This window comes from Pseudomonas paraglycinae (genome assembly GCF_021601625.1).
Classification (GTDB): Bacteria; Pseudomonadota; Gammaproteobacteria; order Pseudomonadales; family Pseudomonadaceae; genus Aquipseudomonas; species Aquipseudomonas paraglycinae.
The window spans coordinates 94,672-117,303 of sequence record NZ_BQHR01000006.1 but is presented as its reverse complement, the minus strand read 5'-3'; the positions used below and the strand labels follow the sequence as shown (position 1 = coordinate 117,303).

The following is a 22,632-nucleotide window of genomic DNA, read 5'->3' as shown; positions in this document are numbered from 1 at the left end:
GACATGCTCGATTCCAAACTGTTACGTAGCAACCTCCAGGACGTAGCGGACCGCCTGGCTTCCCGTGGCTTTGCCCTGGATGTCGCGCGCATCGAAGCGCTGGAAGAACAGCGCAAGACCGTCCAGACCCGCACCGAAGCACTGCAGGCTGAGCGTAACGCGCGTTCCAAATCCATCGGTCAGGCCAAGCAGCGCGGCGAAGACATTGCGCCGCTGATGGCAGACGTCGAGCGCATGGCGGGCGAACTGAGTGCCGGTAAAGTCGAGCTGGACGCGATCCAGACCGAACTGGATTCGATCCTGCTGGGTATTCCGAACCTGCCGCACGAATCGGTACCGGTCGGCGAAGACGAAGACGGCAACGTCGAAGTACGCCGCTGGGGCACTCCGACCGCTTTCGACTTCCCGGTTCAGGACCACGTGGCCCTGGGCGAGAAGTTCGGCTGGCTCGATTTCGAAACTGCCGCCAAGCTGTCCGGCGCACGTTTCGCCCTGCTGCGTGGCCCGATTGCCCGTCTGCACCGCGCACTGGCGCAGTTCATGATCAACCTGCACGTCACCGAGCACGGCTATGAAGAGGCCTACACGCCTTATCTGGTTCAGGCCCCGGCGCTGCAAGGCACCGGTCAACTGCCGAAGTTCGAAGAAGACCTGTTCAAGATCGCTCGCGAAGGTGAAGCCGATCTGTACCTGATCCCGACCGCCGAAGTGTCGCTGACCAACATCGTGGCCGGTGAAATCGTCGATTCGAAGCAGCTGCCGATCAAGTTCGTTGCCCACACTCCGTGCTTCCGCAGCGAAGCCGGCGCGTCGGGTCGTGACACTCGCGGCATGATCCGTCAGCACCAGTTCGACAAAGTTGAAATGGTCCAGATCGTCGAGCCGTCGAAGTCGATGGAAGCGCTGGAAAGCCTGACCGCCAACGCCGAGAAAGTTCTGCAACTGCTGGAGCTGCCTTACCGCACCCTGGCGCTGTGCACCGGCGACATGGGCTTCAGCGCGGTCAAGACGTACGACCTGGAAGTGTGGATCCCGAGCCAGGACAAGTACCGTGAAATCTCGTCGTGCTCCAACTGCGGCGACTTCCAGGCCCGCCGCATGCAGGCGCGTTTCCGCAACCCGGAAACCGGCAAGCCTGAGCTGGTGCACACCTTGAACGGTTCCGGTCTGGCGGTCGGACGTACCCTGGTTGCCGTGCTGGAAAACTACCAGCAGGCCGACGGTTCGATCCGTGTGCCGGACGTGCTGAAGCCGTACATGGGTGGCCTTGAGGTCATCGGCTAAATGAAATATCTGCCGCTGTTTCACAACCTGCGCGGCAGTCGTGTGTTGGTCGTCGGTGGGGGGGAGATTGCCTTGCGCAAGTCCCGCCTGCTGGCCGATGCCGGTGCGCTGCTGCGGGTGGTCGCACCTGAAATCGAAGCGCAACTGCGCGAACTGGTTGCCGCCAGCGGTGGCGAATGCCTGCTGCGTGGCTACGCCGAAACGGATCTGGACGGTTGCGGGCTGATCATTGCCGCCACCGACGACGAAGCGTTGAACGCGCAAGTTTCCGCCGATGCCCATCGGCGTTGCGTGCCGGTCAATGTGGTCGATGCGCCGGCGCTGTGCAGCGTGATTTTCCCGGCAATCGTCGATCGCTCACCGCTGATCATCGCGGTCTCCAGCGGCGGCGATGCGCCGGTGCTGGCCCGGCTGATCCGCGCCAAGATCGAAACCTGGATTCCCTCGACCTACGGCCATCTGGCCGGTCTGGCCGCGCGGTTTCGCGATCAGGTCAAAGGCCTGTTTCCCGATGTGCAGCAACGTCGCGGTTTTTGGGAGGACGTGTTCCAGGGGCCGATTGCTGATCGGCAACTGGCAGGACAGGGCGCCGAAGCCGAACGTTTGCTGCAAGCCAAGATTGACGGCGAAGCCATGGTTACGACCGGTGAGGTGTATCTGGTGGGCGCAGGGCCGGGTGATCCGGATCTGCTGACCTTCCGCGCCTTGCGCCTGATGCAGCAAGCCGATGTGGTGCTGTACGACCGCTTGGTGGCTCCGGCGATTCTTGAGCTGTGCCGCCGCGATGCCGAGCGTGTCTACGTCGGCAAACGTCGCGCCGATCACGCCGTGCCGCAGGATCAGATCAACCAGCAACTGGTGGATCTGGCCAAGGCCGGCAAGCGTGTGGTGCGGTTGAAGGGCGGGGATCCGTTCATCTTCGGCCGTGGCGGCGAAGAGATCGAGGAACTGGCGGCCCATGGCATCCCGTTCCAGGTGGTGCCGGGCATCACGGCGGCCAGCGGTTGCGCGGCGTATGCCGGGATTCCGCTGACTCATCGCGATTACGCGCAGTCGGTGCGTTTCGTTACCGGTCACCTGAAGGACGGTTCCACCGATCTGCCGTGGGCCGACCTTGTCGCGCCGGCGCAGACGCTGGTGTTCTACATGGGCCTGGTGGGGTTGCCGATCATCTGCGAGCAGTTGATCAAGCATGGTCGCGCAGCTGAAACGCCGGCCGCGCTGATCCAGCAGGGCACCACGGTCAATCAGCGGGTCTTTACCGGCACGCTGGCCGACCTGCCGCGTCTGGTGGCGGAGCATGAAGTGCATGCGCCGACGCTGGTGATCGTCGGCGAAGTGGTGCAACTGCGCGAGAAACTGGCGTGGTTCGAGGGCGCTCAGGGTCAAATCTGACGACTCTGAAGGGATCGTTCCCACGCGGTGGGAACGATCCTGCTTTCAACCTCTGCGCCAAACCCCTTTCCCGCCCAACCGGTCCCGGTCATGGGCAACAGTGAAATCCTGCTCCGGCCCCTTCGGTACAACCCCGGTCGGGTTGATGGTCTTGTGGCTGCCGTAGTAGTGATTCTTGATGTGCTGGAAATCCACGGTCTCGGCAACGCCCGGCCACTGGTACATCTCACGCAGCCAGTTCGACAGATTCGGATAATCGCTGATCCGCCGCAGATTGCATTTGAAGTGCCCGTGATACACCGCGTCGAAACGAATCAGCGTGGTGAACAAGCGCACGTCCGCCTCGGTCAGGTATTCGCCCGTCAGATAACGGTTGGCGTCCAGCACTTGCTCCAGATGATCCAGTTCGGTAAACACGTCATCGAAGGCTTCTTCATAGGCATTTTGCGAGGTGGCGAACCCGGCGCGATACACGCCGTTGTTCACGGCAGGGTAGATCCGCTCGTTCAGCGCATCGATTTCGCTGCGTAACGGTGCCGGGTAGAAGTCCAGATCGTTGCCGGTCAAGTCATCGAACGCACTGTTGAACATGCGGATGATCTCCGCCGATTCGTTGCTGACGATGCGCTTGAGCTTCTTGTCCCACAGCACCGGCACGGTGACGCGGCCGGTGTAGTCGGCGGTGTCGGCGGTGTAGCGCTGGTGCATGAAGTCGAAGTGGTCGAGTTTGTCGCCGGTCGAACCGAGGTTCTGATCGAAGGTCCAGCCGTTTTCCAGCATCAGCCAGCTGACGACGGAAACGTCGATCAGGCTTTCCAGGCCCTTGAGCTTGCGCAGAATCAGCGTGCGATGAGCCCACGGACAGGCGAGAGAGACATAAAGGTGGTAACGCCCGGCTTCGGCGGCAAAACCGCCTTCACCGCTCGGGCCCGGCTCGCCGTTGCGAGTGACCCAGTTGCGGCGCTGCGCCTGTTCGCGCTGGAACGCGCCGTCCTTGCTGCTTTCGTACCACTTGTCCTGCCAGCGGCCGTCGACGAGTAAACCCATGATCAAGACTCCAGAAACCAATAATCGTTGGAGCCGAGTCTATTCCGATGAGTTCGAACAAAAAGCGCAAAGATCGGGCGTTAATGATCGGTTAAATCGATTTGTCCCGCGCGGCCCAGTATTGCTCGGCGGTTTCGAAAGCCTGTTCACGGCTCTGGCCGAGGCCGCGCAGCGCCAACGCCATGGTCGAGATCAGCGCCATTTGCGGATAGCTGTCGACCACATCGCCACGCCAGACGGCCTTCAAATGCTCGATATCCAGCGAACCCGGTTTGACATGACGTTGCGCCGACAACTGCGGCCATTCCTCGTCCCAGCTCTCGCCGCCAGTGGTGCCGTACAGATGGCTGTCGGCATCCGGGTTGATCTCGATTTCGCCGCCGTCGCCCTTGATCACGATCGCCGTGTCGCCGAGCAGACCGCTGGCATCGCGGTGCACCGCTTGATAGCCGGGGTGGAAAATACTCTGCAAACCGCAACGTGCGCCCAATGGATTGAGAATCCGCGCCAGCGAGTGGATCGGCGAGCGCAGGCCGAGCGTGTTGCGCAGATCGATCATCCGTTGCAGCTGCGGCGCCCAGTCCACCAGCGGCATGAACGCCAGGCCACCGTTATCCAGCGCCGCGCCGACCTGTTGCCAGTTGCGGCACAGCGGAATGTTCAGCTCATTGAGCAATTGTTCGGAGTACAAGCGCCCGGCGGTGTGCGCGCCGCCGCCGTGCATGAAAATACGCACGCCGTTCTGCGCCAGGCACTTGGCGGCCAGCAGATACCACGGCAGGTGACGCTTCTTGCCGGCATAGGTCGGCCAGTCCAGATCAACGTTCAGTGCCGGTGCCTGTAAGCGTTGGCGCAGGGCTTCGGTGAAACCGGCCATCTCCTCGGCGCTTTCTTCCTTGTGCCGCAGCAGCATCAGGAAAGCGCCGAGCTGGGTTTCTTCGACCGCTTCGTCGAGCACCATGCCCATGGCTTGCCGGGCTTCCTCGCGGGTCAGGTCGCGGGCGCCGCGCTTGCCCTTGCCGAGGATGCGCACGAACTGGGCGAACGGGTGCTCGGCGGGCGTTTCGAGGGTCAGCGCTGGATAGTCGGTCATAGGCAATTCGTCGGTTTGGGCAGGCCCGCCAGTTTCGCGGCGAGTTTGGCAGGGGTGCCTTTGAACAGTCGGTTCAGGTGCAGGCTGTTACCTTTCTCCGCGCCGAGCTTGAGCGCGGTGTACTTGATCAGCGGCCGGGTGGCCGGGGACAACTGGAATTCGGCATAGAAGCTGCGCAGCAGTTCGAGGATTTCCCAGTGGTCCGGGCTCAGTTCGATGTCTTCGGCAGCAGCGAGGGCGCTGGCGACTTCGGCCGACCAGTCGTTGAGGTCGACCAGAAAGCCGTCCTTGTCCAGTTCAATGGCGCGGGTGCCGACGGTCAGCGCATTCATAGCCAGGAGTTGACCTTGTCGTGGTGGATCGACAACTCGACGAAGGCGGCGTAATCGACGGCTTCGGCCCAGTCCGGAACCTGCACGGCACGGGCTTGCGCGTCTTCGGCCAGCACGAACAATTTCACCCGGCGGGTTTCCAGCGCATTGAGCGGCGCAGTGCCGGGTTGCAACGCATAAGCGGCATCGCCCGACAGCAACAGCGCATCGCTGGCACCCAGCAGGCGCAGGCAACTGGTCAGGCGTTCGTCGCCGAACGGGGAATGGGACAACACATGCAAAGTCGACATCAGAGGGTGATCACCTGGTCGTAACGGTCAATGAGGGCGGTGATTTGCTCAGCGGCCAAGGGCTGCGCCTCGTCCAGCGAACGATCGCCGAGGCCGCGAACACTGGCGCTGTCGGCGCAGTAGAACAGCTCTTCGACGCCGAATATCGGCAACGCTTGCAGGTTGGCGCTCAGGTCTTTCTGTTGCAGGGCTTTGGCATTTTGTCCGGCGGCCAGTTGCAGCACGCCGTCGTCGAGAAACAGCAGACCGATCGGCAGATCGAAGACGCCGCCGGCCAGCACGATGTCCAGCGCTTCGCGGGCGCCGGGGCCGGACCATGGCGATTGACGGCTGATAATCAGAAGGGACTTGGCCATGTCATGCGCCTCCGAAACAGATGAGGCGGTCGGCATCCTGCACCGCGTCATGCAACTGACCGAGGCCGGACAATTCCCACGGTGCGCTGACGGCCACGGCATCACGCTGATAACGCCCGGCTTCCTCCGTATTCAACACGCCACGGCGCAGGGCCGCGGCGATGCACACCACGCCGTCGAGGTTTTGTTCGGTGATAAAGGTTCGCCACTGCTTGGGCAGGTCCAGCTCGTCCTGCGGCGTGACCAAGGCGTCGGACGCGTTGTGGACCCCGTCCTGATAGAAAAACAGCCGGACAATTTCATGCCCGCCGGCCAGCGCAGCCTGGGCGAACAGCAGGGCGCGGCGCGAGGAGGGCGCATGGGCGGCGGAAAACAGCGCAATGGCGAACTTCATGACGGACTCGATCAGCAAAACTGCGGCCATGATAAAGCTTTCTCGGCGGGGCGGCGAAGTGGATGTTTCCCGCGACCGTCTCGATGCGAGCAGGTGTCCTTCAGCGTGGCATGTAGCCCAGTTGCCAGCGCCGCGGAATCTTCAGGGTCAGCAGCCCCAGTACGGCGGCGAACAGACCGCTGACCAACATCGCCTTGAGTCCCAGATGATGTTCCAGCACCGCCCCCAGAATGGCGCCGACCAGCATCCCGCTCCACGGCACCAGTTGCACCCGCCAGCCACTTCGCCGTTCGCCGAGCACCCACCGGCCCAATCCTCGACCGAATCGGGACAGGGCGCCGGTGACGTACGTCAGCCCGACCGGCAGACCGTTCACTTCTTCCACCGCTGCGTTGAGCATGCCCATCGCAATGATCGCCGCCAGCAGGGCCGGCAGTTGCGTGTCAAAGGGCCAGGCTGCCAAACAGAGCAGAGCGGCGATGGATAGCAGCAACGGCAGCGCCCGCCGACCACCCAGCCGGCTGACCACGACTCCGAGGGCATTGCCGACAATGAACGTCGCGACCAGCAGGATCAGCCTTAACGTCAGTGCGCTGTCGCCATCGCTGATCGCCACCGCCAGCCGCGTGGTGTTGCCGCTCATGAAGGAAACGAAATCGCCGCTGGCCATGAAACCTATGGCGTCGGTCATGCCGGCCAGTACCGAAAGGCTGGCAACCAGCGCCAGCCCCACACGGCCGCGCCATTTCTGTATATGAAGATGTCCGGGGCTGGCGCGGTGGGTCGAGGTGGAAGGCAGCATCGAGGCAGCGTCCTTGAGCGGGGTTTACGGTTCTATGCCATACAGATCGCAATATTCCAGCCAGTCCATGCCGGCCATTTCCGCCACTTCGCGATGCACTTCCAGGCGTTGCGCCTGATACTCCTCGGGCGTCGCGGCGGTGAGTTGCAGCGTCAGTTCCCAGGCGAACAAACCCTGGCTTTCGGCCTCGGCTTCGAAGGCTTCGTGCAGACGTTCTTCGCGGTACTGCGCCTGGGTTTCGCCCTTGGCCTGGGCCAGCAGCGGGTTGAGGTGGTCAAGGGCTTCGCGCAGTTCCGGGCGCGCATCGAGAAACAGTTTCAGGGCCTGTTCGTGTCGCTGGTCAGTAGGCGCCATGGGCTTTCCTTGTAAGGCTGATGACCGTTAATGTGCCGCAGCGGCCGGCATGTGTCGCGCTCTAAATGCAGTAAAGCAGAACGATTTTTGGCGTTGCGGTGATACAGTCCGCTTTTTTCCGAATGAGCGAATGCAATGCGAATGCTGATGGTAGCGCTGGCGGCAACCCTGCTGGCCGGTTGCGCGGGTTCGGCGATGGAAGACGCCCGCACGCAAACCCCTTACAAGACCCTGAATTCGGACAAACCCGAAAAAGTCGTGGCCCAGTGCGTGCAATTCGCCTGGCAGGACGAAGCGGTGTTCGGTGTAGACGCGGCGGCGTATCTGCAACCGGGCAAGAAGGGCGGTTCGACGGTCTATACGCGCTCGGCGGAGTCGTTTGTCGACTTGACCGCGGATGCGTCCGGCACGGTTTTGAATTACTACGCGCAGAAGGATGATTTTGTGGCCCAGCGCCGCTTGGCGGCGCTGGCGACCTGTCTGTAACGGGCGGCTGAATGCGTTGACGCTACGCGACCCTCGCCAGCCTGCGGGCGAGGGTCGCTGAATTCAATCAATCAAACGCTTCTGGAAGAAGTGCCGCTTGTGCCCCAGCGGATAATCCACAATCTCGCCACACTCGGTATACCCCAGTTTTTTGTAGAACCCGGGCGCCTGAAAATCAAAGGTATCGAGCCAGATCCCCACGCAGTCTTTTTCCCGAGCGAATTCCTCGACCATGTTCATCAGCTTCGAGCCGATGCCCTGTCCCCGGCCTTCTTCCGGCACCGCCAGCAACTCGATAAACAGCCACCGATAGAACGTGTGCCCATAAAGGCCACCAAGGATCGCGTCGTTATCGTTGCGCACCAGCAACGCGACCGGTTCGTACAGCGAAGGCCCGGCTTTGGCGATGTTGTGGGCACGCAGGGGCGCCAGGATGGCTGCGCGCTGTTCTTCGGTAGGGTCCTGTGACAGCTCGATCCGCAACGTCATGTTGTCTTCCTTGTAGTAATGAATCGGCAGCCTAGCGCGCCGCAGCCGATTGAAGCAATCGCTTGGAACCGTCGCTGCTGCGCCGGGGTCTAGCCCTTTAGGGCGTCCATCCGGAACGCGTTTGCCTGGGAGATTCCATGAACATTTTCGAAGCCCTGCGTGAAAGCCACGATCGTCAGCGGACCTACGCGAAATCGTTGATCAAGACCAGCGGTGACACCCCGGAAAGGGTCGAGGCCTACAAGCAACTCAAGGCTGAGCTTCAGGCTCACGAAACGGCCGAAGAGCGCCATTTCTATATCCCGCTGATGGAGTTCGACAACGGTGTCGACCTCAGCCGCCATGCCATCGCCGAGCACCATGAAATGGACGAAATGATGGAAGAGCTCGACGAGACCGAGATGTCCAGCCCGGCCTGGCTGGCCACGGCGAAAAAGCTCTCGGAGAAGGTCCATCACCACCTGCAGGAAGAGGAGCAGAAATTCTTCCAGATGGCCGGCAAGCTGCTCGACGACAAGCAAAAGGAACAGCTCGCCGGGCAGTATCAAAAGGAGTTCGAGGCGCAGCTTCCCTGAGCCGGTGAATGCAGGTTTTTGTAATGACGCGGTGTAGTCTTTTTGCCATGCGACGGGTGAGCGTCGTCGCAATGTACTGTGTTTATATACAGTGTTTTCGGCGTTTTTCGAGTTTCGTCGAGGCAGACTGCGACAAAACCGCCGATGGACAAAAAATCCCCCTCCGTTAGCTTGAAGGCCTCTCCTCGGACAGGAGAGTTCTTAAATCAACGGAGTGAAAAACATGAACCAACCACAAGCTCAAACCCAACTGCGACACGGTCGCGTCATTTCCCCTGCAAGCCGCGGCGCGGTGGCCATCGAGCAAGGATTGCTCGGCGGCTGGCAGGTCAATGAAATGGAAGGCGGCAAGAACTTCCCGGCACTCGCGGCCGGTCCGTTCCCGGCGCCGTTCGAAAGCGACAACCCGAGCGTCGTACCGCCGGCTGACGGCTATATTCTCAGTGGCGGCAAGAACGACGCACGTGACTGTGTGAACTTCACCGCAGAAGAAATGAGCAAGAAACTCGGGCGTCCGTTCTCCTGGCCGCTGCTCAATGTCACCCCCGGTCAGACCCTTGAGGTCAAGTGGGAGTACACCGCGCCGCACACCACCCGCGGTTATCGCTGGCTGATCACCAAGGATGGCTGGGACCCGAAACAACGCATCAGCCGAGCGCAACTGGAGGCGCAACCGTTCGCCGAGGATTTCTATCCGCAAGTGCCGTACTACAGTCATTCGGCGGAATTGAAAGCCAAGGTCAACCACGCCGTGAAACTTCCGGACAACAAGCAGGGTCATCACGTCATCGTCCTGATGTGGATCGTCGCCAACACCGGCAACGCCTTCTATCAGGCCTTCGATGTGGACTTCAAATAAGCCCGCAACGTCAAACCCACACGTTCTGAAGGATTAGAACATGTCAAACATCGACTTCACCCTAATGAAAAACCAGGCCAGCGACGCGGCGTCGCTGATGCCAAGCCTTGCCGGCAAGAAGATCCTCATGGGCTTCTGGCACAACTGGCCGGCCGGCCCGAGCGACGGTTACCAGCGCGGTCAGTTCGCCAACATCGCCCTGGAAAACGTGCCGAAGGAATACAACGTGGTCGCGGTGGCCTTCATGAAGGGCAGCGGGATACCGACCTTCAAGCCGTTCAACGTTTCCGATGCCGAGTTCCGCCGTCAGGTCGGCGTGCTCAACAGTCAGGGGCGGGCCGTGCTGATTTCCCTGGGCGGTGCCGATGCGCACATCGAGTTGCGCGCTGGTCAGGAGCAACCGCTGGCCAATGAAATCATCCGTCTGGTGGAAACCTACGGCTTCGACGGCCTGGACATCGATCTTGAACAGAGCGCGATTGATTTCGCTGCCAACAAGACCGTCCTGCCGGCCGCGCTGAAACTGGTCAAGGATCACTACGCAGGCCAGGGCAAACATTTCATCATCAGCATGGCACCGGAGTTTCCGTACCTGACCGCCTCCGGCAAATACGTCGGTTACCTGCAGGCGCTGGAAGGCTACTACGACTTCATCGCTCCGCAGTTCTACAACCAGGGTGGCGACGGGGTCTGGGTGCCGGAAGCCAATAACGGCAACGGGGCGTGGATCGCCCAGAACAACGACGCGATGAAAGAGGACTTCCTCTATTACCTGACCGAGAGCCTGGTGACCGGTACTCGCGGCTTCACCAGGATCCCGGCAGACAAGTTCGTCATCGGCCTGCCGTCCAACGTCGATGCCGCTGCCACCGGTTATGTGATCGACAAGACCGTGGTCGGCAACGCGATGAAACGCCTGGCGGTCAAAGGGCATCCGATCAAGGGCCTGATGACCTGGTCGGTGAACTGGGACAATGGCACCAGCAAGGATCGCGTGCCGTACAGCTGGGAATTCAGTCGGCGTTATGGACCGCTGATTCACGGGGCGCCGTCTGCGGCCCAGGGCGCTGATGCAGCAACGGTAAACGTGGCTCATCAGTAGTCAATGAAGGAAAAGCCCGGTAGCGCTGCCGGGCTTTTTTTTCGTCGGCGGTTCGCATCATTTCACCTACCATGGCCATCTTCCGATGACAAAAAAGGATCAGGCGTCATGTCCAACACAGCCGAGCGGGTCAACATCGTCGATACCCAGGTGTTGTCCCACGACTGGTATCTGCTCAAGAAAATCACCTTCGACTATCACCGTAACAACGGTGACTGGCAGCGTCAGACGCGCGAGGTCTACGACCGTGGCAATGGCGCGGCGATCCTGCTGTTCAACCGCGAGCAACGCACCGTGGTGCTGACCCGGCAGTTCCGCCTGCCGGTGTTCGTCAACGGTCACGACGGTTTGCTGATTGAAGTGGCGGCCGGACTGCTCGAAGGCGCGGCGCCGGAGCAGCGCATACGCGACGAGGCGGAGGAGGAAACCGGTTATCGCGTGCATGACGTGAAGAAGGTGTTCGAGGCTTACATGAGTCCGGGTTCGGTGACCGAGAAGTTGCACTTTTTCATTGCCGAGTACGATGCTTCGTCAAAGGTCAGTGAAGGGGGCGGTCTGGAAGAGGAAACAGAAGAACTTGAAGTGCTGGAGTGGCGTTTCGACGACGCGCTGGCGGCGTTCCAGCGGGGTGAAATCTGCGATGCCAAGACCATCATGCTGTTGCAGTATGCGGCGATGAATAACCTGTTTGGCGGTTAGAACAAGTCACCGGTTTTACCGATGTCTGACCACTGGCCACCTTCCAGGGTCAGCAGACGCTCCTTGGCTTCCAGGCCTCCGGCAAAACCGGTCAGTTTGCCTGAGGCGCCGATGACCCGATGGCACGGCGCAATGATCGAGATCGGATTGCGCCCGTTCGCCGCGCCGACGGCGCGCACCGCACTCGGGTGGCCGATCTGTTCGGCGATCTGGCTGTAGGTGCGGGTTTCGCCAAACGGAATGGTCAGCAGCGCGGCCCAGACCTTTTTCTGGAACTCGGTGCCGGCAAAGTCCAGCTCCAGATCGAACGCGTTTCGCGTTCCTGCAAAATATTCTTCCAGCTGTCGCGCGGTTTTCATCAACACCGGATTGTCCGGTGCTTCGCTCATCGGTCCCAGTCGCACCCGGTTCGGTTTGTCGTTTTCCCAGAGGATGGCGGCCAGACGTGAGCCGTTCGCGACCAGCTTCAACGCGCCGACGGGCGAGGGCAGGGTGATGAACGTGTAGGCCATGGGGAAAACTCCGGGACGGGGTCGAAAACTGCGCCCAGCATACTGCCGGATCGGGGAGGCGCAAACCGTAATCGCGACCATACTGGCTGATGCTCTTGAAGCGCTTTCCTACCTTATAAAAAGAAGAGACCGACTCATGAAGTACGAACCTTTTGCCAAATCGCTGATTGCGACCTCATTGGCGCTCAGCTGCCTCATGGCCCACGCCGCCTCGGTTGCCCCGGTTGCTGCCGAAAACGGCATGGTGGTCACCGCCCAGCACCTGGCCACTCACGTGGGTGTCGACGTGTTGAAAAGTGGCGGCAACGCGGTGGATGCGGCGGTCGCCGTGGGCTATGCACTGGCGGTGGTTTACCCGGCGGCGGGCAACCTCGGTGGTGGTGGTTTCATGACCATTCAACTGGCGGACGGGCGCAAGACCTTCCTCGACTTCCGCGAAAAAGCCCCGCTGGCCGCGACGGCCAACATGTACCTCGACAAGGACGGCAACGTCATTCCGGACCTGAGTACCCGTGGCCACCTCGCGGTCGGCGTTCCGGGCACTGTGTCCGGCATGGAGCTGGCGCTGAGCAAGTACGGCACCAAACCGCGCAAGGAAATGATCGCCCCGGCCATCAAACTGGCCGAAGACGGGTTCGAACTGGAGCAGGGCGACGTCGAGCTGCTGGAATACGCCACTGACGTGTTCAAGAAGGACATCAAGGATTCCGGTGCGATCTTCCTGAGCAACGGTGAGCCGATGCAAGTCGGGCAGAAACTGGTGCAGAAGGACCTGGGCAAAACCCTGCGCACCATTTCCGAAAAAGGCGCCGACGGTTTCTATAAAGGCTGGGTGGCCGACGCCATCGTCACGTCCAGTCAGGCCAACAAGGGCATCATCACCCAGGCCGATCTCGACAAGTACAAGACCCGTGAACTGGCCCCGGTGGAGTGCGACTATCGCGGCTATCACGTTGTGTCCGCACCGCCGCCAAGCTCCGGCGGCGTCGTGATCTGCCAGATCATGAACATCCTCGAAGGCTATCCGATGAAGGATCTGGGCTTCCATTCGGCTCAGGGCATGCACTACCAGATCGAGGCAATGCGCCATGCGTACGTGGATCGCAACAGCTATCTGGGCGACCCGGATTTCGTGAAGAATCCGATCGAACACCTGCTGGACAAGAACTACGCGACCAAGCTGCGTAACGCGATCCAGCCGCAGAAGGCCGGTGTGTCGGCGGAACTCAAACCCGGCGTCGCGCCCCATGAAGGTAGCAACACCACGCACTATTCGATCGTCGACAAGTGGGGCAACGCTGTATCGGTCACCTACACCCTCAACGACTGGTTCGGCGCGGGCGTGATGGCGAGCAAGACCGGGGTGATCCTCAACGATGAAATGGACGACTTCACCTCCAAGGTCGGCGTGCCGAACATGTACGGCCTGGTGCAGGGCGAAGCCAACGCCATCGCTCCCGGCAAGGCGCCGCTGTCTTCGATGAGCCCGACCATCGTCACCAAGGACGGCAAAGTGGTGATGGTGGTCGGTACGCCGGGTGGCAGTCGCATCATCACCGCGACCCTGCTGACCATGCTCAACGTCATCGACTACGGCATGGGCCTGCAGGAAGCGGTCGACGCGCCGCGTTTCCACCAGCAGTGGATGCCGGAGGAAACCAACCTCGAAGACTTCGCCGCCAGCCCCGACACGAAGAAGATTCTCGAGAGCTGGGGTCACAAGTTTGCGGGCCCGCAGGACGCCAACCACATCGCCGCGATTCTGGTCGGTGCACCGTCGCTGGGTGGTAAACCGGTCGGCAAGAACCGCTTCTACGGCGCCAACGATCCACGGCGCAACACCGGGTTGTCATTGGGTTACTGAGCAGAGTAAAAAGGGGGCGGGCACACGTCCGCCCCTGTCTCAAGGACCGATCAAGGAAGGCTCACCATGACCACCGCATTGCTGATCATCGATGTCCAGCGCGCCCTGTGCACAGGCGAATACGAATGCCACGACATCAAACGGGTGATCGATACCATCAACGGCCTCAGCGCCCGCGCGCGTCAATCGGGTGTGCCGGTGGTGCTGATTCAGCACAACGAAAAGGACAGCCCGTTCGCCCACGGTGCCGAGGGCTGGCAACTGGCTGACGGCCTGGCCACCGCGCCCGGCGATCTGCGCGTCGACAAGACTGCCAACGACTCGTTCTACCAGACCAATCTGCAGAAACTGATCCCCCGCGAAGACTTCGACCGCCTGGTGATCTGCGGCCTGCAAACCGATTACTGCGTCAACGCCACCGTGCGTCAGGCCCATCAACTGGGCTACGACGTGGAACTGGCGGCCGATGCGCACTCCACCATCGACAACGGCAACATGAGCGCCGAAGACATCATCGCCGAACACAACAAGGACTGGGCGCACCTGACCGGTTCCGTGGCGCGGATCGATGTGAAGCCGGCGGCCGGGATCACATTCTGACTCTTTCTTGCGCGAGAGCCCGGTTGTGCGCCAACAACCAGTGAAAAATCCAGAGCATCGATAGCCCGGGCCCGGCATACTGCCGCCGCCTCAGGAATGGAATCTGTCGATGCTCGCTTTCAATCTCCGTCACGCCTTGCTGCTGACGTGTCTCGTATTTGCTACCACGTCCCACGCTGCCAGTTTCGACTGTGCTGGCGCTTCCAGCCCGGTTGAGAAAGTCGTTTGTGCCGACCCGCATCTCTCGGGGCTCGATGACAAACTGGCTGCAGTCTGGCGTTCGACGCTGGCCAAAGTTGCCGATCCCAAAGCCCTCAAGGCTGATCAGCGGATGTGGCTGAAAAGCCGCAATGGCTGCGACCAGCAGCTGGCCTGTCTGCGCCGCAATTATCTGATGCGAATTGCCGAGCTCGAATACGCCGCCAAACCTTTTGACTGGAACGCCACGTGGCAGCTCATCCCTGATGGTCCCTCGACAGCCGCCGAAATCAATACCCTGCAACGCGACGCCGGGCATATCGCTTTCGATATTTCGGCGGCAGAGGGCGGTAACTCGGGCGATCTGGAGGGCGTGGCTGTGCTGAAGGGTAACCAGGCCGATTACGCTGAAGGTGAATGTGCGCTGAGCTTTACCGCGATCAACGGCATTCTGAACGTTGTTCAGGATGGTTCCGACGCCGCCTGCGGTGGGGGAATGGGGGTTTCCTACGCCGGTCGCTATGTGGCTTCCGGGCAACCATTGAAGATCGAATACGATTTACTCAGCCTTGGTTTCGCCCGTTCGTCTCAGGACAACGCGACGTTGCACGCATTACTTAGCGCTGACTACCAGGTGCTGGTGGAAACATCCGGTTCAATGATGATCGGCGAACCCGGTGCCGATGTGCCGGACGGTCAGGTTGTGGAAATGTGGATGCGTGGTATAGGAGGGACGGCGATTTTCATGAGCGCCCCAGACAGTCGGTTTTGGGTGATGCTGATGGCCTACGACGGCAAGGGGAATTCCCGTGTCCGTTACTACACCAACGTGCCGGAATGGAAGGCGCGATTGCCCGACAACATGCAGGCCTGGTACAAGCAAAGGTCAGGTGAAGCAGCGCTGCCGCTGGATTTCATGCCCTGACGCTTCAAGTCGCAAACAGTACGCCGCGGATTTCCCCCGCCCGCGGTGCCACTACCCCCTCCAGCACCAACCGCGTAATCGTCTCCGCCGCCACCGCATAATCCTCATCCTGCGGCACCTCCCGTCCGGTGATGCGCCCCATCTGCCAGCCAATGTTGGTATAGGTGCGCGTCGCCGACCAGATAAACAGCATCAGATGCTCGGGATCCACCGGCGCCAGCAGCCCGCGGTCGATCCAGCTGCGCAGGCACTCGACATTGCGCCGGGCTTCGCCGTGCAGCAGGTCGCGGCATTCGTCGGGCAACTGGCTGCCGCCGAGCAGCAACTCACCACTGAAAACCTTGGCGATTGCCGGATGCTCGCGGGCGATGCGGATGCGGGCGGAAACGTAGGCGCGCAGGCCAATCAGTGGGTCGTCGCTTTCGCGCAGCACCGCCGAGGCTTCCAGCAACGGTTCGACAAAGCCGAGCAGCACTTTGCCGTAGAGGTTTTCCTTGCTCTGGAAGTAGTAATAAAGATTGGCCTTGGGCACACCGGCGCGGGCGGCGATGTCGCGGGTCTGGGTCGCGTCGAAGCCGTTGGCGGCGAATTCTTCACTGGCGGCGGCCAGGATCAGTTGCTGGTTGCGTGCGCGGATGCTACTCATGGACGGCATGGAGGGTCTGGCCATTTCGGGTTCGCAATATACAAAACTATATAGCGATTAAGCCAGCGAACTCGCTCCTCAGCGCTATGCTGGTTTCAATTTCAGTAACCTCAGGAAAGTGACAATGACCCTTCAGGCACTGCGCGCCACGACGATTCACCTCGACGCGGTGGCGAAGCTGTTCGACGGCTATCGCGGTTTTTATGGCCAGCCGTCAAATCTCAAGCAATCGCGGGCCTTCATCGCCGAACGCATGGCCGGCAATGAATCGGCGATTTTTCTGGTTGAGGATGAAAGCGGTGAGGCGCTTGGATTCGTCCAGCTATACCCGACGTTTTCTTCGATAGACGCCCATCGCACCTGGCTGCTCAGCGATCTGTTCACTACGCCAGCCGCCCGGGGCCGTGGAGTGGGGCGATTATTGATGAACACCGCCCGCGACTTTGCCATCGAAACCGGCGCCAAGGGCCTGGTGCTGGAAACCGCCACCGACAATTTCACAGCCCAGGGTTTGTACGAATCACTCGGTTGGATACGTGACACTGGCTATTACACCTACCTGCTGGACTTGCGGCAGGGGTGATCCGGTCTCAGCCGACCTGAGCCAGCAACCGCTCGATCTGCGCCAGCTCCCAGGTGCTGAGCAGGCTGACCGGGTCGGTGCCGAAACGCTGAGTCGTGTCGAGTCGCCACACCCGATCTTCCGGGCAGCGGCATTGCAGGCAGTGGTGCAGGCGCTGACCGTCAAAGTCGAGCAACAGCTGCCAGCCGTCGATCTCGACCGAGATCTGGCCGGGCCCGGATTCCTGCGCAATACGCTGTAGCGCGCAAACCTCCAACGCCGCATCGCGCAAGCGCTGGCAGACTTCGCGAGTGGATAGCGGTGACATGTTCAAACCCGTTGATCGATGAAGCGCGCAAGCATAGAGCGCCAACCCGTTCCTGTCAGCGATTGCTAGCCCACGCCGGTGCATTTGCGTAACATCCGCAACCCTCTTTTTCCGCGGCGCTCTTTTGCGCCAATGCATGCGGCCGCGCCTGTCGGCCGCTCTGTCAGGTAAGCCATGAAACCGATTCGTCTGCGCGCCGATGTCCTGGCCGGACTCACCACCTCGTTTGCCCTGTTGCCCGAATGCATTGCGTTTGCGCTGGTGGCCCACCTCAATCCGCTGATGGGCCTGTACGGCGCCTTCATCATTTGCACGCTGACCGCGCTGTTCGGTGGCCGGCCGGGCATGGTGTCCGGAGCGGCCGGTTCGATGGCGGTGGTGATCGTCGCGTTGGTGGTGCAACACGGTGTGCAATATCTGTTAGCGACGGTGTTGCTCGGTGGCTTGATCATGATGGCGTTCGGGCTGCTGCGGCTGGGCAAACTGGTGCGCATGGTGCCGCACCCGGTGATGCTCGGGTTCGTCAACGGTCTGGCGATCATCATCGCGCTGGCGCAACTGGAGCATTTCAAGAGCGGTGAACAGTGGCTCAGCGGCACGCCGTTGTACCTGATGACCGGGCTGGTGCTGCTGACCATGGCCATCGTATATATATTGCCGCGCCTGACCCGCGCCGTGCCGCCGGCGCTGGTGGCGATTCTCGGCGTCGGTTTGCTGGTTTACCTGCTCGGCCTGCCGACCCGCACCCTCGGCGACATGGCGCACATCGCCGGCGGCTTGCCGACCTTCGCGCTGCCGGACATCCCGTGGACGCTGGACACCCTGCGCATCATCGCGCCTTACGCGATTCTGATGGCGCTGGTCGGCCTGCTGGAAACCCTGCTGACCCTCAACCTCACCGACGAAATCACCGAAACCCGTGGCTATCCGGATCGCGAATGCGTGGCGTTGGGTGCGGCAAACGTAGTCTCCGGTGCCTTCGGCGGCATGGGTGGTTGCGCGATGATCGGTCAGACCGTGATCAACCTCAGTTCCGGCGGGCGCGGGCGTTTGTCCGGGGTGGTGGCCGGGGTTTTGATTCTGCTGTTCATTCTGTTTCTGTCGCCGCTGATCGAGCGGATTCCGCTGGCGGCGCTGGTGGGCGTGATGTTCGTGGTGTCGCAGCAGACGTTTGCCTGGGCCTCGTTGCGGGTGCTGAACAAAGTGCCGCTCAACGATGTGCTGGTGATCATCGCGGTAACCACCATCACGGTGTTCACCGATCTGGCCACGGCGGTGCTGTGCGGGATCATCATTGCCGCGCTGAATTTTGCCTGGCAGCAAGCGCGCGAGCTGTACGCAGATGAACATCTGGAAGCGGACGGCAGCAAACTCTATCGCCTGCACGGTACGCTGTTCTTTGCCTCGACCACGCCGTTCCTCAATCAGTTCGACCCGGCCAGTGACCCGCAACGGGTGACGCTGGATTGCCGGCACCTGAGCTTTGTCGATTACTCGGCCATCGCCGCGCTGAAAACCCTGCGCGAACGCTATGCCAAGGCGGGCAAGCAGTTGCAGGTGTTTCATCTGTCCGAGCGCTGCAAGAAGTTGCTGAAACGCGCCGGGGTCGATCACGACTGAGATCGACCCCGATCACTGGTCAGGCATCGATGGCGGGGAAGTCGATATCGGTCAGCGCCACGTTGTTCAGGTAGTTGGTGAGGGTTTGCGCGGCGACGACGGCGATCACTTCGATGATCTTCTTGTCGTCGATGCCGGCAGCGCGGGCGGCGGCAATCTGCTCATCGTTCAGATGACCACGGGTTTCGGTCAGTTGATGGGCGAGGGTGGCAAAAGCATTCAACCGACCGTGACGCGCTTCGATGATTTCTTCTGCTGCCAGCCCGGCCTTGCTGGCGAACAGGGTGTGCGCCGCCAGGCAATAGTCGCAACCGTTGACTTGCGAGGTGGCCAGATACACCGCCTCTTTTTCCTTGGCGCTCAGTGAGGTCTTGCCCAGAGTGGCGGAGATTTGCACGTAGGCATCCAGCGCGACAGGTGCGACGGCGAGGGTCTTGAACAGGTTGGGCAGGAAGCCGATTTTTTTCTGCACGCCTTCGAGTGTCGGGCGAGTGGCGTCGGTGGCGGTTTCGAGGCTGAGAGGGGCGATGCGGCTCATGGTGATTCTCCGAAATTCCGGTGCGAAGTGCGCCGGGGATGGAGTGAATGCTACGGAGCGCGGCTGGTGCTTTGGGTGCAAATCGTCGAGGATATGCGACAGATCGTCCAAACCTGTCCTTGCGAGAATCAGTCATGGATCGCCTTTCTACGTTGCTCAGCCACTTCGGCGTCAATGCCGGCACCTTCCACAGCGGCACGTTCTGCGGGGTGAGCGCCTACGGCGGCGATCAGGTGTGCGGGCATGTGCACCTGTTGCAGGCGGGGGAGCTGTTGCTCAAACCCGGGAGTGATCCTGAAATTTCGCTCAACGAACCGACCCTGATCTTTTTCCCCCGTCCCATGGCCCATCGCTTGTTCGCCGATGAAGGCATGGGCACGCAACTGGTGTGCGCTTCGCTGACCTTCGACGGCGGTGCGGGCAATGCTTTGGCGGCAGCGCTGCCGGATTATCTGGTGCTGAAACTCGCCGACCTCCCGGAAATGGCCAACACCCTGGAGTGGCTGTTCAAAGAAGCTTTCGACGGACACTGCGGGCGCGAAGCGGTGATGGACCGATTGTTCGAATTGCTGGTGATTCTGTTGTTGCGCCATTTAATCAGCAGTCGCAACCAGCAGCCGGGCATGATGGCCGGGCTGGCCGATCCGAAGATTTCCCGAGCCTTGAACCTGATGCACGACCAGCCGGCCAAGGCCTGGAGTGTCGCCGAGCTGGCGAGTGCCGCCAATCTGTCCCGCGCCGGTTTCGCCGAACACTTCCGGCGGGTGGTGGGGCAGACGCCGGTGGATTATCTGGTGAGCTGGCGGATCAGCCTCGCGCAGAAACGCCTGCGTGAGGGACGGCCGATTGCGTTGATCGCCGAAGAGGTCGGTTATGAAAGTCCGTCGGCGCTGGCCCGGGCGTTTCGGCGCAAGACCGGACTCAGCCCGCGAGAATGGAAATCCGGCGCGAGCTGAAAACTATTTGGCGAATTTCTTCGCCCCGGCCACGCACAGGATCACCCCCAGCGTCACCACCAGCATGCTCACGCTGACATGTTCATGCAGCAAGGTCGCGGCCAGTGCCAGGCCGAAAAACGGCTGCAGCAATTGCAGCTGCCCGACCGCCGCAATCCCGCCCTGAGCCAGCCCGCGATACCAGAACACAAAACCGATCAGCATGCTGAACAGCGAAACGTACGCGAGGCAAACCCACGCCGACACGCTGATACCGCTGAACGAGGCGGGCGCCAGCCATACGCTCAGCACGGCCATCACCGGCAACGACAGTACCAGCGCCCAACAGATCACCTGCCAGCCGCCGAGGGTGCGCGACAGTTTTGCGCCTTCGGCGTAACCGAGGCCGCAGGCGAGGATCGCTGCCAGCATCAGCAGATCACCGGTGGGCGAGGCGGTCAGGCCTTGTGAGATAGCAAAACCGACCACCAGCGAACTGCCCAGCACCGAAAAAATCCAGAACACCGGACGCGGCCGCTCACCGCCGCGCAGCACGCCGAAAATCGCCGTCGCCAGCGGCAGCAGCCCTACAAACACAATGGAATGCGCCGACGTCACGTATTGCAGCGCCAGGGCCGTTAACAACGGGAAACCCACAACCACGCCCAGCGCGACGATCAGCAACGACAACCACTGATCCCGCGCCGGACGCCGTTCGCGAAACAGCCACAACAGGCACAACGCCAGGGCGCCGGCGATGGTCGCGCGGATGACGGTGAGAAACACCGGGTCGAATTCCAGCACCGCCAGCCGCGTGGCAGGCAGCGAGCCGCTGAAGATCACGACGCCGATAAAGCCATTGATCCAGCCGCTGGTTTTTTCCAGGGCCGGGGTGCCGAGTTGGGTGGTTCGTTCCATACGCATTGCGCTCAGTGGTGGGTTGCGTTGAAACAATCCTAGGGACGAGAATCAGCACAATCAAAGAATTGTCATGGATACAGCCCGACATGCCGCGCTCCCGTTACAAGACCCTCGTCGACACCTATGCCGCCGACATTCGCTCCGGTCGCCTTTTGCCCGGCACTCGCTTACCGACTCACCGGCAACTGGCAGCGAACGAAGGGCTGGCGCTGGTCACCGCCTCGCGCGTATACGCCGAGCTTGAGGCCATGGGCCTGGTCAGCGGCGAAGCCGGGCGCGGCACGTTTGTGCGGGAAACGTCGTTGTTGCCGGGGCAGGGGATTGACCAGAAGGACGTCGCGGTCGGCATGATCGATCTGAACTTCAACTACCCGTCATTGCCGGGGCAGGCCGAGCTGCTGCGCACCGCGTTGCGGCAACTGGCGCTGTCCGGCGACCTCGAGGCGCTGCTGCGCTATCAGCCCCACGCCGGTCGCCAGCATGAACGGGCCTCGGTGGCGCGGCACCTGCAAACACGGGGTTTGAGTGTCGACGCCGAGCAGGTGTTGATCGTCAACGGCGCCCAGCAAGGGCTGGCGGTAACGCTGATGGCGCTGCTCAAACCCGGTGATGTGATCGCCGCCGACGCCTTGACCTACTCCGGATTCAAAGTACTGGCCGAAGCGCTGCACCTGGAAGTGGTGGCGATTCCCGTCAATGAGCAGGGCCCCGATCTGGCGGCCCTCGACAAACTCTGCCGCCAACGACCGGTGCGTGCCGTGTACAGCATGCCGACCCTGCACAATCCATTGGGCTGGGTAATGCCTCTGGCACAGCGCGAGGATTTGATCGCGATTGCCCACCGGCATGATCTGACGATCATCGAAGATGCGGCCTACGCCTTTCTGGTCGATAGCCCACCACCGCCGTTGGCCGATCTGGCGCCGGAGCGCACGGTCTACGTTTCGGGCCTGTCGAAAAACATCGCCACCGGCCTGCGTGTCGGCTTCATTGCCGCGCCGGTCGAGCAGGTGGCGGCGCTGGAGCGGATCATCCGCGCCACCACCTGGAACACCCCCGGCGTGATGACCGCCATCGCCTGCGGCTGGCTCGACGACGGCACCGTCACCTTCCTCGAAGCACAAAAGCGCAGCGACGCCCAAGCCCGGCAAGCACTGGCTGCTCAGATCCTCGAAGGTCTCCCGACCGTCAGCCATCCCTCTTCGTATTTCCTTTGGTTGCCGCTGCCGGAAGATGTGCGGGCCGACCACATCGTGGTCGAGTTGATGCACGAGCAGGTTTCCGTCACCACCGCAGAACCCTTCACCGTGTCCACCCATGTGCCGCACGCGATTCGCCTGGCGCTGGGATCGGTGGACATGCTTGTCCTGCGTCAAGCCTTGCTCAAAGTTCGTCAGGTCGTGGGCGCCTACCTGTAGCGCAACTT

Annotated in this window: 27 protein-coding genes and 1 pseudogene; 14 read left to right on the top strand and 14 right to left on the bottom strand. The window is 61.4% G+C overall.

Annotation, left to right across the window (positions count from 1 at the left end):
- Positions 1 to 3 precede the first annotated feature (3 nt).
- Entirely contained in the window at positions 4 to 1,284 is a 1,281-nt protein-coding gene (gene serS / locus L6D82_RS10985) for a serine--tRNA ligase (RefSeq protein WP_074688938.1), read from the top strand.
- Positions 1,285 to 2,679 (top strand): siroheme synthase CysG, encoded by a 1,395-nt coding sequence (gene cysG / locus L6D82_RS10980; protein ID WP_236189024.1) that lies wholly within the window; start codon positions 1,285 to 1,287, stop codon positions 2,677 to 2,679.
- A gap of 45 nt (positions 2,680 to 2,724) precedes the next feature.
- On the opposite strand, the gene L6D82_RS10975 is transcribed toward cysG, so the two are convergent.
- The 8 genes from L6D82_RS10975 to L6D82_RS10940 form a co-directional block, all read right to left on the bottom strand.
- Positions 2,725 to 3,726, bottom strand: coding sequence for a glutathione S-transferase family protein (locus L6D82_RS10975; RefSeq protein WP_236189022.1), 1,002 nt, complete (start codon positions 3,724 to 3,726; stop codon positions 2,725 to 2,727).
- Positions 3,727 to 3,817: 91 nt separating this feature from the next.
- On the bottom strand, positions 3,818 to 4,819 hold the full coding sequence (locus L6D82_RS10970; protein ID WP_236189020.1) for a glycosyl transferase family protein: 1,002 nt from the start codon (positions 4,817 to 4,819) through the stop codon (positions 3,818 to 3,820).
- The gene (locus L6D82_RS10965; protein ID WP_236189017.1) at positions 4,816 to 5,151 is read right to left on the bottom strand and encodes a TusE/DsrC/DsvC family sulfur relay protein; all 336 of its coding nucleotides are present in this window, start codon (positions 5,149 to 5,151) and stop codon (positions 4,816 to 4,818) included. The genes L6D82_RS10970 and L6D82_RS10965 overlap by 4 nt, the downstream gene beginning before the upstream one ends.
- Complete coding sequence (gene tusB, locus L6D82_RS10960) at positions 5,148 to 5,441, bottom strand: sulfurtransferase complex subunit TusB (RefSeq protein WP_236189016.1); 294 nt, start codon at positions 5,439 to 5,441, stop codon at positions 5,148 to 5,150. The genes L6D82_RS10965 and tusB overlap by 4 nt, the downstream gene beginning before the upstream one ends.
- Positions 5,441 to 5,797, bottom strand: a complete 357-nt coding sequence (gene tusC, locus L6D82_RS10955; RefSeq protein ID WP_236189013.1) for a sulfurtransferase complex subunit TusC — start codon at positions 5,795 to 5,797, stop codon at positions 5,441 to 5,443. Before tusC ends, tusB begins: the two co-directional genes overlap by 1 nt.
- Before the next feature lies 1 nt (position 5,798).
- On the bottom strand, positions 5,799 to 6,191 hold the full coding sequence (tusD, locus tag L6D82_RS10950; protein WP_236189118.1) for a sulfurtransferase complex subunit TusD: 393 nt from the start codon (positions 6,189 to 6,191) through the stop codon (positions 5,799 to 5,801).
- 100 nt (positions 6,192 to 6,291) lie between these two features.
- Positions 6,292 to 6,993: a YoaK family protein gene (locus L6D82_RS10945; protein WP_007958213.1), complete on the bottom strand. Its 702-nt coding sequence runs from the start codon at positions 6,991 to 6,993 to the stop codon at positions 6,292 to 6,294.
- A 24-nt stretch (positions 6,994 to 7,017) separates the two neighbouring features.
- The gene (locus L6D82_RS10940) at positions 7,018 to 7,347 is read right to left on the bottom strand and encodes a DUF6388 family protein (RefSeq protein ID WP_007958215.1); all 330 of its coding nucleotides are present in this window, start codon (positions 7,345 to 7,347) and stop codon (positions 7,018 to 7,020) included.
- Positions 7,348 to 7,482: 135 nt separating this feature from the next.
- Here L6D82_RS10940 and L6D82_RS10935 point away from each other — a divergent pair, with 135 nt between their 5' ends.
- Positions 7,483 to 7,833: a hypothetical protein gene (locus L6D82_RS10935; RefSeq protein WP_236189012.1), complete on the top strand. Its 351-nt coding sequence runs from the start codon at positions 7,483 to 7,485 to the stop codon at positions 7,831 to 7,833.
- A 63-nt stretch (positions 7,834 to 7,896) separates the two neighbouring features.
- Here L6D82_RS10935 and L6D82_RS10930 read toward each other — a convergent pair whose 3' ends face one another.
- Positions 7,897 to 8,322: a GNAT family N-acetyltransferase gene (locus L6D82_RS10930; RefSeq protein WP_102687824.1), complete on the bottom strand. Its 426-nt coding sequence runs from the start codon at positions 8,320 to 8,322 to the stop codon at positions 7,897 to 7,899.
- A 137-nt stretch (positions 8,323 to 8,459) separates the two neighbouring features.
- Here L6D82_RS10930 and L6D82_RS10925 point away from each other — a divergent pair, with 137 nt between their 5' ends.
- The 4 genes and pseudogenes from L6D82_RS10925 (at position 8,460) to L6D82_RS10910 (ending at position 11,557) form a co-directional block, all read left to right on the top strand.
- Positions 8,460 to 8,897 (top strand): hemerythrin domain-containing protein, encoded by a 438-nt coding sequence (locus tag L6D82_RS10925; protein WP_007958228.1) that lies wholly within the window; start codon positions 8,460 to 8,462, stop codon positions 8,895 to 8,897.
- A gap of 223 nt (positions 8,898 to 9,120) precedes the next feature.
- Positions 9,121 to 9,756: a lytic polysaccharide monooxygenase auxiliary activity family 9 protein gene (locus L6D82_RS10920; RefSeq protein WP_102687823.1), complete on the top strand. Its 636-nt coding sequence runs from the start codon at positions 9,121 to 9,123 to the stop codon at positions 9,754 to 9,756.
- Positions 9,757 to 9,796: 40 nt separating this feature from the next.
- Positions 9,797 to 10,822, top strand: a pseudogene (locus tag L6D82_RS10915) (chitinase); the annotation flags it as partial.
- A gap of 144 nt (positions 10,823 to 10,966) precedes the next feature.
- Entirely contained in the window at positions 10,967 to 11,557 is a 591-nt protein-coding gene (locus tag L6D82_RS10910; protein ID WP_064380653.1) for an NUDIX domain-containing protein, read from the top strand.
- Here L6D82_RS10910 and L6D82_RS10905 read toward each other — a convergent pair.
- Positions 11,554 to 12,069 carry a methylated-DNA--[protein]-cysteine S-methyltransferase gene (locus L6D82_RS10905; RefSeq protein ID WP_236189011.1) on the bottom strand — a complete coding sequence of 172 codons (516 nt, stop codon included), beginning with the start codon at positions 12,067 to 12,069 and terminating at the stop codon, positions 11,554 to 11,556. The genes L6D82_RS10910 and L6D82_RS10905 overlap by 4 nt on opposite strands.
- 136 nt (positions 12,070 to 12,205) lie before the next feature.
- Here L6D82_RS10905 and ggt point away from each other — a divergent pair, with 136 nt between their 5' ends.
- From ggt to L6D82_RS10890, 3 genes are all read left to right on the top strand, one after another.
- Positions 12,206 to 13,933, top strand: a complete 1,728-nt coding sequence (gene ggt, locus L6D82_RS10900) for a gamma-glutamyltransferase (RefSeq protein ID WP_085746000.1) — start codon at positions 12,206 to 12,208, stop codon at positions 13,931 to 13,933.
- A 66-nt stretch (positions 13,934 to 13,999) separates the two neighbouring features.
- Positions 14,000 to 14,533, top strand: a complete 534-nt coding sequence (locus tag L6D82_RS10895; RefSeq protein ID WP_236189009.1) for a cysteine hydrolase family protein — start codon at positions 14,000 to 14,002, stop codon at positions 14,531 to 14,533.
- Between the two features lie 109 nt (positions 14,534 to 14,642).
- Positions 14,643 to 15,656 (top strand): lysozyme inhibitor LprI family protein, encoded by a 1,014-nt coding sequence (locus L6D82_RS10890; RefSeq protein ID WP_236189007.1) that lies wholly within the window; start codon positions 14,643 to 14,645, stop codon positions 15,654 to 15,656.
- A 4-nt stretch (positions 15,657 to 15,660) separates the two neighbouring features.
- On the opposite strand, the gene L6D82_RS10885 is transcribed toward L6D82_RS10890, so the two are convergent.
- Positions 15,661 to 16,302 carry a TetR/AcrR family transcriptional regulator gene (locus tag L6D82_RS10885; RefSeq protein WP_236189117.1) on the bottom strand — a complete coding sequence of 214 codons (642 nt, stop codon included), beginning with the start codon at positions 16,300 to 16,302 and terminating at the stop codon, positions 15,661 to 15,663.
- A gap of 124 nt (positions 16,303 to 16,426) precedes the next feature.
- Between L6D82_RS10885 and L6D82_RS10880 the strand changes: the two genes are divergently transcribed.
- Complete coding sequence (locus L6D82_RS10880) at positions 16,427 to 16,885, top strand: GNAT family N-acetyltransferase (RefSeq protein WP_129972726.1); 459 nt, start codon at positions 16,427 to 16,429, stop codon at positions 16,883 to 16,885.
- 7 nt (positions 16,886 to 16,892) lie between these two features.
- On the opposite strand, the gene L6D82_RS10875 is transcribed toward L6D82_RS10880, so the two are convergent.
- Entirely contained in the window at positions 16,893 to 17,192 is a 300-nt protein-coding gene (locus L6D82_RS10875; RefSeq protein WP_085746267.1) for a DUF7693 family protein, read from the bottom strand.
- 174 nt (positions 17,193 to 17,366) lie between these two features.
- On the opposite strand from L6D82_RS10875, the gene L6D82_RS10870 reads away from it, so the two are divergent.
- Positions 17,367 to 18,812, top strand: a complete 1,446-nt coding sequence (locus L6D82_RS10870) for a SulP family inorganic anion transporter (protein WP_085613247.1) — start codon at positions 17,367 to 17,369, stop codon at positions 18,810 to 18,812.
- A 19-nt stretch (positions 18,813 to 18,831) separates the two neighbouring features.
- Here L6D82_RS10870 and L6D82_RS10865 read toward each other — a convergent pair whose 3' ends face one another.
- Positions 18,832 to 19,350, bottom strand: a complete 519-nt coding sequence (locus L6D82_RS10865) for a carboxymuconolactone decarboxylase family protein (protein ID WP_085746004.1) — start codon at positions 19,348 to 19,350, stop codon at positions 18,832 to 18,834.
- Between the two features lie 134 nt (positions 19,351 to 19,484).
- Here L6D82_RS10865 and L6D82_RS10860 point away from each other — a divergent pair, with 134 nt between their 5' ends.
- Positions 19,485 to 20,306 (top strand): AraC family transcriptional regulator, encoded by an 822-nt coding sequence (locus L6D82_RS10860; RefSeq protein ID WP_102687815.1) that lies wholly within the window; start codon positions 19,485 to 19,487, stop codon positions 20,304 to 20,306.
- Positions 20,307 to 20,309: 3 nt separating this feature from the next.
- Here L6D82_RS10860 and L6D82_RS10855 read toward each other — a convergent pair whose 3' ends face one another.
- Positions 20,310 to 21,203 carry a DMT family transporter gene (locus tag L6D82_RS10855; protein ID WP_085746006.1) on the bottom strand — a complete coding sequence of 298 codons (894 nt, stop codon included), beginning with the start codon at positions 21,201 to 21,203 and terminating at the stop codon, positions 20,310 to 20,312.
- A gap of 89 nt (positions 21,204 to 21,292) precedes the next feature.
- Between L6D82_RS10855 and L6D82_RS10850 the strand changes: the two genes are divergently transcribed.
- Positions 21,293 to 22,624 (top strand): aminotransferase-like domain-containing protein, encoded by a 1,332-nt coding sequence (locus L6D82_RS10850; RefSeq protein ID WP_236189005.1) that lies wholly within the window; start codon positions 21,293 to 21,295, stop codon positions 22,622 to 22,624.
- The last annotated feature ends 8 nt before the right edge of the window (positions 22,625 to 22,632 follow it).

Excerpts from the sequence above, each read along its gene's own strand:
- serS (WP_074688938.1), top strand. The coding sequence starts at position 4 with ATGCTCGATTCCAAACTGTTACGTAGCAACCTCCAGGACGTAGCGGAC.
- cysG (WP_236189024.1), top strand. The coding sequence starts at position 1,285 with ATGAAATATCTGCCGCTGTTTCACAACCTGCGCGGCAGTCGTGTGTTG.
- L6D82_RS10975 (WP_236189022.1), bottom strand. The coding sequence starts at position 3,726 with ATGGGTTTACTCGTCGACGGCCGCTGGCAGGACAAGTGGTACGAAAGC.
- L6D82_RS10970 (WP_236189020.1), bottom strand. The coding sequence starts at position 4,819 with ATGACCGACTATCCAGCGCTGACCCTCGAAACGCCCGCCGAGCACCCG.
- L6D82_RS10965 (WP_236189017.1), bottom strand. The coding sequence starts at position 5,151 with ATGAATGCGCTGACCGTCGGCACCCGCGCCATTGAACTGGACAAGGAC.
- tusB (WP_236189016.1), bottom strand. The coding sequence starts at position 5,441 with ATGTCGACTTTGCATGTGTTGTCCCATTCCCCGTTCGGCGACGAACGC.
- tusC (WP_236189013.1), bottom strand. The coding sequence starts at position 5,797 with ATGGCCAAGTCCCTTCTGATTATCAGCCGTCAATCGCCATGGTCCGGC.
- tusD (WP_236189118.1), bottom strand. The coding sequence starts at position 6,191 with ATGAAGTTCGCCATTGCGCTGTTTTCCGCCGCCCATGCGCCCTCCTCG.
- L6D82_RS10945 (WP_007958213.1), bottom strand. The coding sequence starts at position 6,993 with ATGCTGCCTTCCACCTCGACCCACCGCGCCAGCCCCGGACATCTTCAT.
- L6D82_RS10940 (WP_007958215.1), bottom strand. The coding sequence starts at position 7,347 with ATGGCGCCTACTGACCAGCGACACGAACAGGCCCTGAAACTGTTTCTC.
- L6D82_RS10935 (WP_236189012.1), top strand. The coding sequence starts at position 7,483 with ATGCGAATGCTGATGGTAGCGCTGGCGGCAACCCTGCTGGCCGGTTGC.
- L6D82_RS10930 (WP_102687824.1), bottom strand. The coding sequence starts at position 8,322 with ATGACGTTGCGGATCGAGCTGTCACAGGACCCTACCGAAGAACAGCGC.
- L6D82_RS10925 (WP_007958228.1), top strand. The coding sequence starts at position 8,460 with ATGAACATTTTCGAAGCCCTGCGTGAAAGCCACGATCGTCAGCGGACC.
- L6D82_RS10920 (WP_102687823.1), top strand. The coding sequence starts at position 9,121 with ATGAACCAACCACAAGCTCAAACCCAACTGCGACACGGTCGCGTCATT.
- L6D82_RS10910 (WP_064380653.1), top strand. The coding sequence starts at position 10,967 with ATGTCCAACACAGCCGAGCGGGTCAACATCGTCGATACCCAGGTGTTG.
- L6D82_RS10905 (WP_236189011.1), bottom strand. The coding sequence starts at position 12,069 with ATGGCCTACACGTTCATCACCCTGCCCTCGCCCGTCGGCGCGTTGAAG.
- ggt (WP_085746000.1), top strand. The coding sequence starts at position 12,206 with ATGAAGTACGAACCTTTTGCCAAATCGCTGATTGCGACCTCATTGGCG.
- L6D82_RS10895 (WP_236189009.1), top strand. The coding sequence starts at position 14,000 with ATGACCACCGCATTGCTGATCATCGATGTCCAGCGCGCCCTGTGCACA.
- L6D82_RS10890 (WP_236189007.1), top strand. The coding sequence starts at position 14,643 with ATGCTCGCTTTCAATCTCCGTCACGCCTTGCTGCTGACGTGTCTCGTA.
- L6D82_RS10885 (WP_236189117.1), bottom strand. The coding sequence starts at position 16,302 with ATGAGTAGCATCCGCGCACGCAACCAGCAACTGATCCTGGCCGCCGCC.
- L6D82_RS10880 (WP_129972726.1), top strand. The coding sequence starts at position 16,427 with ATGACCCTTCAGGCACTGCGCGCCACGACGATTCACCTCGACGCGGTG.
- L6D82_RS10875 (WP_085746267.1), bottom strand. The coding sequence starts at position 17,192 with ATGTCACCGCTATCCACTCGCGAAGTCTGCCAGCGCTTGCGCGATGCG.
- L6D82_RS10870 (WP_085613247.1), top strand. The coding sequence starts at position 17,367 with ATGAAACCGATTCGTCTGCGCGCCGATGTCCTGGCCGGACTCACCACC.
- L6D82_RS10865 (WP_085746004.1), bottom strand. The coding sequence starts at position 19,350 with ATGAGCCGCATCGCCCCTCTCAGCCTCGAAACCGCCACCGACGCCACT.
- L6D82_RS10860 (WP_102687815.1), top strand. The coding sequence starts at position 19,485 with ATGGATCGCCTTTCTACGTTGCTCAGCCACTTCGGCGTCAATGCCGGC.
- L6D82_RS10855 (WP_085746006.1), bottom strand. The coding sequence starts at position 21,203 with ATGGAACGAACCACCCAACTCGGCACCCCGGCCCTGGAAAAAACCAGC.
- L6D82_RS10850 (WP_236189005.1), top strand. The coding sequence starts at position 21,293 with ATGCCGCGCTCCCGTTACAAGACCCTCGTCGACACCTATGCCGCCGAC.